Genomic DNA, 12,152 nt, shown 5'->3' on the forward strand with positions numbered 1-12,152 from the left:
GTCACGGGCAGGCCGGCCTCGACCGCGAGGCGGGTGAGCCGGTATCCGGGGTCGGAGACGCCCGGCATCCCGGCGTCGGTGATCACGACCACGGTCCGCCCCTCGCGCAGCGCCTCCAGCAACTCGGCGGCCCGCGCGCTCTCGTTGGCGTCGTAGTAGGACACCACGCGGCCCCCGATGACGATCTCGAGGTCGGCGGCGAGCCGCCGAAGCCTGCGGGTGTCCTCCGCCGCGATCACGTCGGCGGCGGCGAGCAGGTCGCGCAGCCGTGGGGACGCGTCTTTGGGCTGGCCGATCGGGGCTGCGGCGAGAACGAGCACCTGTCCACCCTATGACCGGTGTGAAACATTCATCGCCCGAAAGGCCTGTTACCGCAATCCTCACGCGAGTCGTGCCCATGACGGGGACGCACCAGTAATCTGTCGAACGTGACCGTGACCGACCATTCCCACAAGGCGTTCGAGCAGCCGGAAGAGGGAGCGCAGGACGAGGCTCCCACGGTGTCCCTGCGCGACCGGCTGGTGCCGCCCATGCCCGGCAGTGCCATGTGGGGCTGGCTCGGCCCCATCCTGGTCGCCCTCTTCGGCGGCTTCCTGCGGTTCTACCGGCTGGGCACGCCCCACTCGGTCGTCTTCGACGAGACGTACTACGCCAAGGACGCCTTCGCGACCGTCAAGTACGGCGTCGAGCGGCAGTTCGTGGAGGGCGCGGACAAGCTCCTGCTCGCCGGCAACGAGAACATCTTCAAGCAGTGCGGCACGGTGGGCGAGTGCGCGTCCTACGTGGTGCACCCGCCGGTCGGCAAGTGGATGATCGGCCTCGGCGAGCTGATCTTCGGCGCCAACCCCTTCGGCTGGCGCTTCGCCGCCGCGCTGTTCGGCTCGCTGTCCATCCTGATCCTCGCCCGCACGGCCCGCAGGATGACCCGCTCGACGCTGCTCGGCTGCGTGGCCGGCCTGCTGCTGTGCCTCGACGCCCTCCACTTCGTGCTGTCCCGTACGGCGCTGCTGGACATCTTCCTGATGTTCTGGGTGCTGGCCGGGTTCGCCTGCCTGGTGGCCGACCGCGACTGGTCCCGCAGCCGCCTGGCCGGCTGGCACGAGGCGGGATCGCCGGCCGGCGGGGCGCGGCTGGGCCTGCGGCCCTGGCGCCTGGCCGCCGGGCTGTGCCTGGGCGCGGCCATGGCCACCAAGTGGACCGGCGGCTTCTACATCGCCGCCTTCGCGATCATGTCGCTGCTGTGGGACGCGGGCGCCCGGCGGGCCGTCGGGACCGGCCGGCCGTACGGCACGGTCGTCCGCCGCGATCTGCCGCTCGCCGCGGCGTGGATGGCGGCCGTCCCGGTCCTCACCTACATCGTCTCGTTCACGGGGTGGTTCGTCACCGACAAGGGGTACGGCCGCAACTGGGACCAGGCCACCGCGAACGGGCCGGCCTTCTTCGTCATCGACTCGTTGCGGTCGTGGTTCGACTACCAGAAGCAGGTGCTCACCTTCCACACCGGCCTGGAGACGAGCCACCCGTACCAGTCCGAGCCCTGGCAGTGGCCGCTGCTGCTGCGCCCGGTGGCGTTTTTCTACGAGTCGCCGAAGAACTGCGGCGCCGCCTCCTGCTCCTGGGCGGTCCTCGGGACCGGGACACCGATCATCTGGTTCGCCGGCGTCATTGCACTGATCGGCATGATCGCCTGGTACGTCGCGACCCGCGACTGGCGCGCCGGCGCGGTGCTGCTCGGCTACGCCGCCGGGTGGCTGCCGTGGTTCTACTTCGCCATCGCGGACAACCGGACGATGTTCATGTTCTACGCGATGCCGATGGTGCCGTTCATGATCCTGGCACTCGTGCTGGCCTGCGGGCTGATCATCGGCAGGGAGAGCCCGGCCCGGCCCAACCGGCGCGTGGTCGGCTCGGCCGTGGTCGGCGCGTTCGTGCTCCTGGCCCTGGTCAACTTCGGCTGGCTCTATCCCGTCATCGCCGCCGAGTCCATTCCGTACGAGTCCTGGCACGCGAGGATGCTGTTCGACCGGTGGATCTGAGACCCCCGTATGGTTGGGCGCATAGCGTTGCGCTCAGAGGGGGTGGTCGCGAGTGATACCGGGTCGTCGTCAACGATGGGGTCGATACGGCAGACTGCGGGTCATGCCCGCACCTGACGTCGCCGCGCTCCTCGCGCAACTGGAGCGCTCCGATCCGGACATCGCCGAGCCCGCCCGCGTCGCGGTCGAGTGGCTCGCCGGTGGCGAGGCGCTGGAGACCATCAGCCAGTTCGACGTGTGCGAGTTCCTCTGGTACACGCTGCCGATCAAGGTGCCGGGCGACCAGGAGACCATCGCGCGCGCCCTCGGCGAGCTGCTCAGGCTCGCCGGCATGGAGCGCTACGCCGCCCTGTGCGACTCCCCCGCCACCGCCCGGATCCTGCTGACGTACGCCAGGGAGGGCGAGGAGGCCGGGGCCGCGGCCTACCACCGGGAGCTGGAGGCCACGGGGGTGGTCCCCCCGGACATCGCCGAGCTGTCGTGGAGCTCGATCATGGGGCCGGAGGAGCTCGGGGCGCATGTCGCCTGCGCGGCCGCCCTGGAGCTGGCCATCGTCGCGGGCGACCCGGTGGACCGCGAGGAGCTGACCCGCCGCTGGCTCACCACCCCCCGTCCCGAGCTGGGCGGCGACTGCTGGCTGCACCGGGTCCACGGCGAGCGGCTGAACCGCTGGGTGCTCGGGCGCGGCACCGCCCGGCGCGAGCTCGCCCAGCCCTTCGAGGTGCGGCTGCACGCGCCGATCTCGGCTCCGGACGAGCCGCACCTGGAACCGCTGCGCTGGCTGCTCGACCTGGCCCGCACGGGGGTCCGCCTGACCGAGCGGCTCAACGTCGGGCGTGCCGTGGCCGTCGAGGCGGCCGGCCGGTTCGGCTGGGCGAATCGGCCGGTGCGCGGCGAGAACGACGTGCCCGCTCTCACCGAACTGCGGCAGATCGCCGTGGACGACCTCGGGGCGCTACGGCGCGGCGGCCGGAGGCTGGTGCTCACCACCACGGGCAGGAACCTGCTGGACGACCGCGCCGCCCTGTGGGAGGCGGCCACGACCACGTTGCTCGTCCCCGCCCCCGGGGAGCACGACTTCGAGGTCTCGATCCGCGAGTCGGCGCTGATGATCCTGGTGGACGGCGGCGTGGTGCGGGACGACGACCTGCGCGCCCGGGTCGCCGAGGTGGTCAACGGCGAGGGCTGGCGCACGACGGACGGCGGCCGGGTCGGCGGCGCCGACCTCACCGGCCCGCTCGCCCGGCTCCGCCACCGCCTCGACGCCCTGGGCCTGGGCACCGCGTCCCCCACACCCGAGGCGGGACGCGAGCCCGTGGGAGGTGCCGAGGGCGCGCAGACGTGGCGGCTCACGACCACCGGGCGCCGCGCGGCGCTGGCCGCGCTGCGCGCCCAGGCGCTGCGCCCCCGGCAGTACGCCGGCCTCGGCTGAACCGGCCGGGGGCCCCGCCTGCTGGATGAGGACCCCCGGCGCGGTCGAGGGCCTCAGCTGGTGACGGTCTTCCTGGTGCAGGGCTCGCCGTTGAGATGCCACTGCACCGGGTTGGAGTCGCCCCCGGAGTAGGAGCCGTTGAAGCCGAGGTGCACCGTCTGACCGGGACCGATGTCGGCAGCCCAGGAGGGGGCCGTCGCGGTCACCTCGGAACCGGTCTGGGACCAGGTGGCCGACCATCCCGAGGACACCGTCTGGCCGGGGTCGGTGAAGAGGAACGTGAGCCGCCAGTCCTTCACGGGTGTGGTGGCGGTGTTGGTGACCTCGATGGTCGCGGTCATCCCGCCCGTCCAGGTGACGGGCCGGTACACCACCTGGCAGTGGATCGTCCGCGGGGAGGACGGCGACGGAGTGGCGATGACGTCGTTGTAGATCCTCACGGTCACCGACCCCGACGCGGGTGAGACGGCCCCCTGGGTGTCCACGGCCACGACGTGCAGCACGCGGTCCTCGTACGCGACACCGTTGGGCGGCCAGCTCAGGCCGAAGGAGCCACCGGTGGCGCTGGGCCCGAAGGTCGCCTTGAGGGAGGTGACGCCGTTGCGCGTCTCCTGCACCCGGTAACAGGCGATGCCGTCCTCGTCGGTGGCGGGCGCCCAGCGCAGGCTGACCCTGTTCATGAACACGTCGACGATCTCCGGCGTCCCCGGCGCGGTCGGCGCCGTGCCCGACGGCGACGTGCTCGGCTCACACGGGATGGGCGTGGGCGGCGGCGGCGCCGTCGTGAGGGCGTACGCCGTGCCCTCCGCCCCGGTCTCGACCACCGCCGGTACGACGAACGCGGCGGCCGCCAGGAGCACCGCCGTCATCCAGGCGCTCATCTCCGTCTTCGATCTCATCGTCCGCGCTCCTCGTCTCGGTCGACGGCCCCGGTGACGGTGATCGTCCGTGTCGGACGGCGGCCGGTCAACGGACGCCGGAGCGGCAGGCCGCACGCACCTGGTGGGCGGCGCACGGCTCTGCAACTTTCAACCGCGGCCTTCCTCACCTCGCTCGACGTGCCCTTCACCGTGCCCGGCCCGCCCGGCCCGCGCGCCCACCCGCGTACGCTCGCGAGCGCCACCCGGCGCGGGGCCGGATAACGTGTGAGGTCATGCCGGACGAGACGATTGCCACGGAAGACGACATCCGGAGCGTGAACGCGTTCTGGCGGAGACTGGGCCTGCCCGGCCTCGTCGACGTGCACACCCACTTCATGCCGCACCGCGTCCTGGCCAAGGTGTGGGCCTACTTCGACTCCGCCGGGCCGCTGGTCGGCCGGGCCTGGCCCATCACGTACCGGCTGCCCGAGGACGACCGCGTCGAGCGGCTGAGGGCCTTCGGCGTGCGGGCGTTCACCTCCATGCTCTATCCCCACAAACCCGGCATGGCGGAGTGGCTGAACGACTGGGCCGCCGGCTTCGCCGCCCGGGTGCCCGGCTGCCTGCACACGGCGACGTTCTTCCCCGAGCCCGGCGCCTCGCGGTATGTCGAGCGGGCGATCGAGGCGGGCGCCCGGGTGTTCAAGGCGCATCTCCAGGTCGGCGCGTACGACCCGAACGACCCGCTGCTCGACGGGGTCTGGGGGCTGCTGGAGGACCACGGCATCCCGGTGGTCACGCACTGCGGGTCGGGCCCGGTTCCCGGGCCCCACACCGGGCCGGAACCGATCGCGGCCCTGCTCTCCCGGCATCCCCGGCTGCGGCTCGTGATCGCCCACATGGGCACGCCCGAGTACGCCGAGTTCCTCGCGCTGGCCCTGCGTCATCCGTCGGTCTGCCTGGACACGACGATGGCCTTCACCCGCTTCACCGAGGAGACCGCGCCCTTCCCGCGCGATGCCGTGCCGCTCCTGCTGGATCTTCAGGATCGCGTCCTGCTCGGCACCGACTTCCCCAACATCCCCTACCCGTACGCCGAGGCGCTGTCGGCCCTGGCCGACCTGGACCTCGGGGACGAATGGCTGCGTGCCGTCTGCCACGACAACGCCGCCGGGGTCTTCGGCCTCCGGCCGGTCACGCCGGGGACATGACCTCGTAGAGGTTGCGCGCCGCGTCGACGAAGAACAGCCCGCGCGGGCACAGCGGATGGTCGATCCGGCCGTTGCCGGGATCGGCCGGATCGTCGCCGTAGGGCACCCCGCCCTGCCGCAGGCGGGCCAGGATCCCGTCGAACGTGACCGGATCCACATCGAAGGCCAGATGCACGCCGACGGGGTCCGCCACGGTCATGAAGTCCAGGGTCAGCGTGTCGTTCACCCGTACGGGCGCGAAGTGGCCGTCCCGGCCGGCGGGCGGCAGCTCCGGCAGCCCCATGATCGAGGCGAAGAACCGGGCCGCCTCGCGGTTGTCCACGGCCGGGACGATGGTGTGGTTGAGCGTGACGGTCATGCCGCGTTCTCCCGGCTCTTGAGGGCGCCGTGCAGGAGGATGTCGACGAGTTCCTCCGGGGACGGCCCCTGGGATCGGGTGAAGAGCATCCCCAGAAAGACCGAGGCGATCTGCTCGGGTTCCAGGCGCAGCGCCGGCCGGTCGGGTTCGATCAGTTCGACGACCGCCTCCCGGGTCGCCTTCATCGAGGCCTCCCTGCCGCCCGGGATCGGCCGGTCGCCTTCCCTGGTGCCCTCCCGGCCGCCTTCTCTGCCGCCGCGGCCTCGCTCGCGGCGGTGACCGGTGCCGTGCAGGGCTCCGATCACGGTCCCCATGCGTCCCAGGTGGGCGTGCAGTGCCTCGGCCGCCTGTGTCAGCCGATCGGGAAGCGGTTCGTCGAGGGAGATCGAGGCCAGCTCGCGCAGCACGTGGTCGGGGTTCATCGCCTCGATCAGGCACGCGTCGAGCAGTTCGTCCTTGTCGCCGAAGGCCCGGAAGACGGTGCCCTCGCCGATGCCGGCGGCCCGGGCGATCTGACTGGTGGTGACGGCGGCGCCGTGCTCGGCGACCAGTGGAAGCGCCGCGGCGACGATCATCGCCCTGCGCTGCTCGGTGCTCATCGCCGGCGCGCGCCGGCGTGCGGGGGAATCTGTCATGCCTTCGACAGTACGGAGTGAGTACTCACTCCGTCAACGGATTATCCGCAGCGGCCCCCGGAGGGCCGGCTCACGTGGGGAGGCTGCCGCCGGCTCACGCGGGGCTGCCGTCGGCTCACGCGGGGAGGCCGTCGGCTCATGTGGGGAGGCCGTCGTCGGCCGCGGCCGGCGCGGCGGGAACGGCCGGGAGACGCAGGACGAAGCGGGCGCCGACGGGGCTGTCCTCGATTTTCAGACTGCCCGCGTGAATCTCCGCGATCTGCCTGGCTATCGCCAGGCCCAGCCCCGCGCCCCCCGCGTTCCTGCTGCGCGCCGCGTCCAGGCGGGTGAACCGGTCGAACACCCACTCGCGTTTGTCCCGGTCGATGCCCGGCCCGTCGTCGGCCACCTCCAGCACGGCCGCTCCGTGATCCTCGCCGGGTTCGTGCCGTACGGACACGGTGATCGTCGTCTTGGCGTGCCGTTCCGCGTTGTCCAGAAGGTTGGTCAGCAGGCGGGCGAGTGACACCCTGTCGCCGACCACGACGACCCCCGGCGCGAGCGTGGATTCCACACGCTTGGCCGGGTGACGACGGTTGCACAGCTCCGCGGACACGAGCCCGGCCAGATCGAGCCTGCTCTGGTCGCCGCGCATGCCGTGATCAAGCCGATCGAGGGTCAGCAGGTCGTGCACGATCGCCTGCAGCCGGTCGAGGCTGGGCAGGAGGACCGAACCCAGCTGGGGCACGCTGGTCTCCTCCGGCGCGAGAAGGCCGTCCTCCACCTCGGCACGCATCGCGGCTATAGGCGTGCGCAGGTCGTGGGAGGCGTTGGAGACGAACTGGCGCTGGTGCCGCAGCGCGCTCTGCACCTGCTGAAGCGCGCCGTCCAACCGGCTCAGCGTCCGGTTGACGCTCTCGGCCATCGCCCGGATCTCGTCGTCGGTGGCCGGCACCGGCACCCGGCGGCTGGGGCAGTTCCCGTTGATTTCGTCCAGCTCGGCGCGGATGGTGTCGACCGGTCTGAGCGATGCCCGCACGTTCCGGAAGCCGACGTAGGTGATGGCCGCGGCCAGCACCGCCGCACTCGCCCCCACCAGCGTGGCCAGCCAGGGATCGACCCATGGCGGCACCACCGGGGAGGCGCTGTAGACCATCCATCTCTCGCCCATGCGGTGCGCCCACTGCGCCACGACGATGTCGCATTGGGCGGCCGGGAAGACGTCGCCGCACACGACGCAGGTGACGCTGTTCCTGGTGTCCGGCGGAACGAAGCGCGCCATTCTCGGCTTGCCCTGCATCCTCGCGGTCGCCGCGACCACGCGGCCGGACGGGTCGACCACCTGGAGATCGCGGGACTTGTACTCGACGAGAGGGTAGGTCAGCTGCCCCCGCTCGAGCTCGACGGCCACCCGGCCGCCCGCCGCCATGAGCTCCCTGGTGACCGTGTCGCTGGCGTAACGATGGACGCCCAGCATCACGGACGTGGCCAGCAGCGCGCACAGGAGGGTCGCCGTCACCCCGGTGAACAGGGTGATGCGGCGCGTGATGGAGAAGCGGTCCTGCAGGCGCATCCTCCCTCCTCTTGGCCAGTGGACCATATGAGGCGGAAAGAGCCGGAAAAGAGGTGATTGAACGATCTCGACAGGTCACCACGGTCCCATCAACAAGCGCGGTGGAACACCAACAATTCCCCGCCTCTCGTTCTCACACGCCCACGACGGGGGTAGGGACACGCGGGGCCGCTCGGACGGTCGCGCGGACGGTCGCGCGGACAAGCAGACAGGCCGGTCCCGCCGGGCGGAACCGGCCTCTGCGTGTGGAGCCGGTCGGCCCTCAGCTCGCCGGCACTAGCCCCGAACGCCGACGATCGCGCCGAGCACCAGGAGCTTCACCAGCCAATCTCCCGCGTGTATCGCTGCGACGCGCCACGGGGTGTTCTCGTGGACGATCGCGCCGATCCACAACACGGCCGGAAACCCGATCCACAGGACCAGACCCAGCACCAGGCCACCGATCCAGGTGTCGATCCGGGCCTGCGCGGCCAGGCCGGTCACCACGCCGGCCAGCACAAGGCAGCGCCCGGTCTCCACCGCGAACGTCCAAAGCGGTGTCCTGACCGGCGAAGCGGCCGCTGGGGCCGCGGACGGCGCACGCGTGGCCGCCAACCGACCACCCAGGACGACGTAGTAGAGCGCACCGGACGCGAACGCCACGACGGCCGCGATCAGGACGAGGAGGAGGGTGGACTCAGGCATCGGCGCCACCGCCCTCCAGGCTCACTATGAGCGCGGCCAGGCGTTCACGCCACCACCGTTTGGTCCGTTCGGCCGCGTCGGCGTCCGCGAGCCGGGCGTGCTCGACCGTCACGGTGCTGCGGGCTTCCCCCCTGGCCGCGAACGTGACGTTGACCCGGGTTCCATCCTCGCCCCAGTCGAACCGCGCCGACCGGGGACGGGTGGCCGTGCGCTCACACAGCCGTACGTCGGGCAGCCAGCGGGCGCGCTCGGTCTCGTCCACGAAGGCGGTGAAGAGCCGGTCGACGGGAGTGCCCACGGTCCGCGACACACTGACGGCGAACCCGTCCGAGCGCTGACCGACAGCACGCCCGCCGCGGGCCCGCTCGTAGCTCACCGTCACCGCCTGAGCGGCCCACGCCAACGGAACGACGCCGAGTGACTCGGCGACCCAGCGGGCGATCTCTCGATGTGGTCGCTGCGCCATTCCGGCGCCGTCGAGCAGGTCGAACCACTCCTCCCAGCCACGCCCGGTGCGCCGCCGAATCGCTTCGTCGGAGGTCGTCAGCACGGGGGCCGCGGCGGCATCGGGACCGTCCGGCCCGCGAGCCGCCAGCAGCGCGGCACGCGCCGCGGTGTAGCTTTCGCCCGTCTTGGCCATCCGCATCCGGACGAGCCGTTTGAAGGACCGTCGCACAGTCAACGTCTGCTCCCTGTCCACGGCGGCGACCCGCGACTCACGCTCGCGCGACCCCGCCGGAAGGGGCATGACCTGACCGGCGCCCCAAGGGCTACAGCCCCCTTTGCTCCCGCTCAGCCGGTGGCGTGAGCACCGGAACCGGAAGTTGGGCGCAGGACGGCGCCGGCACTCAATATATCCAGCCGGCCATCCGGCGCGACTCCGCGTTCACCCCGCTCGACATCACCGTGACGGGGCATATCGCGCAGGCCCTCTCGCCGACATGGACCATGCCCGGACCGAGCGACCGGGAGAGTCCTCGCTCCCGGCTCGGGGGGCGGCGATCCGCACCCGAAAGCGTCGACGACGACCGGCCCGGAGGGCAGCCGTAAGGCCGTGAGCAGCGAAAAGGCCCGCCAGGTGGATCACCTGACGGGCCTTCGTCGTGGTGGAGCTATGGGGATTTGAACCCCAGACCCCTTCGATGCGAACGAAGTGCGCTACCGGACTGCGCTATAGCCCCAACGACCTCGACTAGATTAGCAAACTCTGCGGGGTGTTCGCGCCACCGAATCAGTCTCCGGCCGCGCGGCGTCCGTCGGCGTACTGGTCGAAGACCTGGACGCGCTTGCGCGCCTCGAACTTGATGATCTCCGCCTCGCGGGCCAGCGCGGCCAGGGCGCGGCGGCGCTCCCGCTGGCGGCGCAGGTGCTCGGCGCGCGCCCGGGCGGCCTTCTCCCGCTGCTCCCTGTCCGCGCGTACGGCCACGCGCAGCACGGCGAGGTAGCCGACGAGGAGCACGCCCGAGGGCGCGACGGCCCACCAGGGCATGACGCGGACGGCCGCGGTGACCACGGACGCCATCACGAGCAGGACGCTCCACAGGAGCCGCCGCCGGCGCCGGGCGAGGATCCGGGCGCGGCGGTGGGCCGCGACGCGGCGCGCCCGCGCGTGCCGCTCCGACGCGATCTGTTCCGCCGTGGCGGTCTCGGCCTGGTCCGCGGTGACGGTCCCGGCGCCCGGCGCCGCCTCCGTGGTGGACGCGGCCGGCGGTGTGACGACCGTGTCGGCGTCGCCGCCCTCCGCCTCACCGCCGGCGTCGTCGGAGCCGGCCTCCGTGGTCTCCGGGGCCTCGGCGGAGACGGCCACGGGCGGTTCGGACAGCGTCGACGCCTCCGCCTGCTCCTCGAACAGGTCGTCGTCCGTGTGCCGGTCCCTGCGTAGCCACATGGGCAGCAGGACGCTGAGCCACATGACGACGATGGCCAGGTAGAGGACGGCGCTACCCATGCGCCCACCTCCACACCCCCGGACGAAGGGCATGGTGAACACGTCCGTGGACCTGTGTCGGCGGAGAGGTGTTCACGTCACGCACCGTAGGACTGCGTGTCACTGGATGACGAGCATTCGGTCCGGTGTGTCGCGAGATCGTCAAAGCTCTTCATGTAATTCGATCCCGTGCCAGCGCGTGATCCTCACGGGCCACGCCCGTCACCGCGGGGACGCGCCACCGGGGCGCGGTGAACGGAGCCTGCGTGCATGCGGATGTCTCCCGGGACGCGGTTTCACCTTTCGTCAGGCAGCATCACAGCGCACGCTAATGATCGGTTTGCTCTTCGATTGCAGCGGGCCGGGCCAGTGTCCGTCGCCGACGTCCGTGGCCGGTGCCCCTAGCCGGGACTGGACTCGCTGCGGCGGGCGGCGGAGTTCATCGTGCGGCGCCACTGCACGAGCAGTCCGCGCGGCACGTCCTCGACGGTCAGCGCGTAACAGATGTGGTCACGCCACGCGCCGTCGATGTGCAGCTGACGCCGGCGGATGCCCTCCTCGCGGAACCCGAGCTTCTCCACGACCCTGCGGCTGGCGTGGTTCTCCGGCCGGATGTTGGCCTCCAGACGGTGTAAACCGGTCGTGAAGAAGCAGTGGTCGACGGCCATGGCGAGCGCGGTCGGAATGATGCCCCTCCCCGCCAGCGCGCCGTCGACCCAGTAGCCCACCTGTGCGGAGCGGGCCGACCCCCACACGATCGCCCCCACGGTGAGCTGCCCGGCGAAGCGTCCCTCGTACGTGACGACCCAGGGCATGGCCATCCCCTGGCGAGCCTCGCGGCGCAGCGTGCCGACCATCGAGACGTACGGCCCGAGGCCGGTGCGGAACAGCGGGGTCTCGGGGTTGCTCGGCTCCCAGGGACGGAGCCATTCGGCGTTGCGCAGCCGGGTGTCGCGCCAGTCACGGACGTCCCGCAGGCGCAGCGGCCGCAGCCCGACGGGCCCCTCGGCCATGGACGCCGGCCAGCCGCGAAGTCGATCCATTCGTCAATCATCCACCGGAACACGGTCAACGCGCCACGCGGGACGGCTCCCGTCCTCAGCGCGCATGGTCGCCGCCGTGGATCTGGTCGACGACATGGGCCAGGATCGGGGTCAGCACGGCCATGCCGTCCCGTACGCCGCCGGAGGAGCCGGGCAGGTTGACCACCAGCGTCCTCCCGGCCTGCCCGGCGAGACCGCGGGACAGGATCGACGTCGGCACCTTCTCCCTGTTGACCTGGCGTACGGCCTCGGCGATGCCCGGGATCTCCCGGTCCAGCACCCGCGCGGTCATCTCCGGAGTGAGATCGAGGGGCGTCACCCCGGTCCCGCCCGTGGTGACGATCACGTCGTAGCCCGCCGCGACGCCCTCGCGCAGCGCGGCCTCGACGGCGTCCCCGTCGGGGACCACCCGGG

General features: G+C 71.8%; 13 protein-coding genes and 1 tRNA gene. 3 read left to right on the top strand and 11 right to left on the bottom strand.

Annotation, left to right across the window (positions count from 1 at the left end):
* Positions 1 to 320 (bottom strand): SAM-dependent methyltransferase (locus AB0J39_RS33570; RefSeq protein WP_363472145.1); only part of this gene is annotated, 320 nt, incomplete at its 3' end.
* A 210-nt stretch (positions 321 to 530) separates the two neighbouring features.
* On the opposite strand from AB0J39_RS33570, the gene AB0J39_RS33575 reads away from it, so the two are divergent.
* Together AB0J39_RS33575 and AB0J39_RS33580 are read left to right on the top strand one after the other, a co-directional pair.
* On the top strand, positions 531 to 2,036 hold the full coding sequence (locus AB0J39_RS33575) for a phospholipid carrier-dependent glycosyltransferase (RefSeq protein WP_363472165.1): 1,506 nt from the start codon (positions 531 to 533) through the stop codon (positions 2,034 to 2,036).
* Positions 2,037 to 2,139: 103 nt separating this feature from the next.
* A complete protein-coding gene (locus AB0J39_RS33580) occupies positions 2,140 to 3,468 on the top strand; it encodes a hypothetical protein (RefSeq protein WP_363472148.1) in 1,329 nt (442 codons plus the stop codon).
* 53 nt (positions 3,469 to 3,521) lie between these two features.
* On the opposite strand, the gene AB0J39_RS33585 is transcribed toward AB0J39_RS33580, so the two are convergent.
* On the bottom strand, positions 3,522 to 4,367 hold the full coding sequence (locus tag AB0J39_RS33585) for a cellulose binding domain-containing protein (protein ID WP_363472150.1): 846 nt from the start codon (positions 4,365 to 4,367) through the stop codon (positions 3,522 to 3,524).
* 254 nt (positions 4,368 to 4,621) lie between these two features.
* On the opposite strand from AB0J39_RS33585, the gene AB0J39_RS33590 reads away from it, so the two are divergent.
* Positions 4,622 to 5,539, top strand: a complete 918-nt coding sequence (locus AB0J39_RS33590; RefSeq protein WP_363472152.1) for an amidohydrolase family protein — start codon at positions 4,622 to 4,624, stop codon at positions 5,537 to 5,539.
* On the opposite strand, the gene AB0J39_RS33595 is transcribed toward AB0J39_RS33590, so the two are convergent.
* The 9 genes from AB0J39_RS33595 to AB0J39_RS33635 all read right to left on the bottom strand — a co-directional run bounded on the left by AB0J39_RS33595 (position 5,523) and on the right by AB0J39_RS33635 (position 12,147).
* Entirely contained in the window at positions 5,523 to 5,897 is a 375-nt protein-coding gene (locus AB0J39_RS33595) for a VOC family protein (protein WP_363472154.1), read from the bottom strand. The two genes, AB0J39_RS33590 and AB0J39_RS33595, sit on opposite strands and share 17 nt — an antisense overlap.
* Positions 5,894 to 6,532 carry a helix-turn-helix domain-containing protein gene (locus AB0J39_RS33600; protein WP_363472156.1) on the bottom strand — a complete coding sequence of 213 codons (639 nt, stop codon included), beginning with the start codon at positions 6,530 to 6,532 and terminating at the stop codon, positions 5,894 to 5,896. The genes AB0J39_RS33595 and AB0J39_RS33600 overlap by 4 nt, the downstream gene beginning before the upstream one ends.
* Before the next feature lie 136 nt (positions 6,533 to 6,668).
* A complete protein-coding gene (locus AB0J39_RS33605; protein ID WP_363472158.1) occupies positions 6,669 to 8,084 on the bottom strand; it encodes a HAMP domain-containing sensor histidine kinase in 1,416 nt (471 codons plus the stop codon).
* A 276-nt stretch (positions 8,085 to 8,360) separates the two neighbouring features.
* Positions 8,361 to 8,768, bottom strand: coding sequence for a DUF1761 domain-containing protein (locus AB0J39_RS33610; protein ID WP_363472159.1), 408 nt, complete (start codon positions 8,766 to 8,768; stop codon positions 8,361 to 8,363).
* Positions 8,761 to 9,450, bottom strand: a complete 690-nt coding sequence (locus tag AB0J39_RS33615; RefSeq protein ID WP_363472161.1) for a hypothetical protein — start codon at positions 9,448 to 9,450, stop codon at positions 8,761 to 8,763. Before AB0J39_RS33615 ends, AB0J39_RS33610 begins: the two co-directional genes overlap by 8 nt.
* Positions 9,451 to 9,872: 422 nt before the next feature.
* Positions 9,873 to 9,949 (bottom strand) — tRNA-Ala (locus AB0J39_RS33620).
* Between the two features lie 50 nt (positions 9,950 to 9,999).
* Positions 10,000 to 10,716, bottom strand: coding sequence for a hypothetical protein (locus AB0J39_RS33625; RefSeq protein ID WP_363472163.1), 717 nt, complete (start codon positions 10,714 to 10,716; stop codon positions 10,000 to 10,002).
* A gap of 380 nt (positions 10,717 to 11,096) precedes the next feature.
* On the bottom strand, positions 11,097 to 11,738 hold the full coding sequence (locus AB0J39_RS33630) for a GNAT family protein (RefSeq protein ID WP_079313233.1): 642 nt from the start codon (positions 11,736 to 11,738) through the stop codon (positions 11,097 to 11,099).
* Positions 11,739 to 11,793: 55 nt separating this feature from the next.
* Complete coding sequence (locus AB0J39_RS33635) at positions 11,794 to 12,147, bottom strand: MogA/MoaB family molybdenum cofactor biosynthesis protein (RefSeq protein WP_363472167.1); 354 nt, start codon at positions 12,145 to 12,147, stop codon at positions 11,794 to 11,796.
* Positions 12,148 to 12,152 lie beyond the last annotated feature (5 nt).

The sequence above is a fragment of the Microbispora sp. NPDC049633 genome (assembly GCF_040675265.1).
In the GTDB taxonomy this organism is placed as follows: domain Bacteria; phylum Actinomycetota; class Actinomycetes; order Streptosporangiales; family Streptosporangiaceae; genus Microbispora; species Microbispora maris.

What these genes read in the sequence shown, in the direction of transcription:
- AB0J39_RS33575 (WP_363472165.1), top strand. Translation starts at nt 531, where the DNA reads ATGCCCGGCAGTGCCATGTGGGGCTGGCTCGGCCCCATCCTGGTCGCC.
- AB0J39_RS33580 (WP_363472148.1), top strand. Translation starts at nt 2,140, where the DNA reads ATGCCCGCACCTGACGTCGCCGCGCTCCTCGCGCAACTGGAGCGCTCC.
- AB0J39_RS33585 (WP_363472150.1), bottom strand. Translation starts at nt 4,367, where the DNA reads ATGAGATCGAAGACGGAGATGAGCGCCTGGATGACGGCGGTGCTCCTG.
- AB0J39_RS33590 (WP_363472152.1), top strand. Translation starts at nt 4,622, where the DNA reads ATGCCGGACGAGACGATTGCCACGGAAGACGACATCCGGAGCGTGAAC.
- AB0J39_RS33595 (WP_363472154.1), bottom strand. Translation starts at nt 5,897, where the DNA reads ATGACCGTCACGCTCAACCACACCATCGTCCCGGCCGTGGACAACCGC.
- AB0J39_RS33600 (WP_363472156.1), bottom strand. Translation starts at nt 6,532, where the DNA reads ATGACAGATTCCCCCGCACGCCGGCGCGCGCCGGCGATGAGCACCGAG.
- AB0J39_RS33605 (WP_363472158.1), bottom strand. Translation starts at nt 8,084, where the DNA reads ATGCGCCTGCAGGACCGCTTCTCCATCACGCGCCGCATCACCCTGTTC.
- AB0J39_RS33610 (WP_363472159.1), bottom strand. Translation starts at nt 8,768, where the DNA reads ATGCCTGAGTCCACCCTCCTCCTCGTCCTGATCGCGGCCGTCGTGGCG.
- AB0J39_RS33625 (WP_363472163.1), bottom strand. Translation starts at nt 10,716, where the DNA reads ATGGGTAGCGCCGTCCTCTACCTGGCCATCGTCGTCATGTGGCTCAGC.
- AB0J39_RS33630 (WP_079313233.1), bottom strand. Translation starts at nt 11,738, where the DNA reads ATGGATCGACTTCGCGGCTGGCCGGCGTCCATGGCCGAGGGGCCCGTC.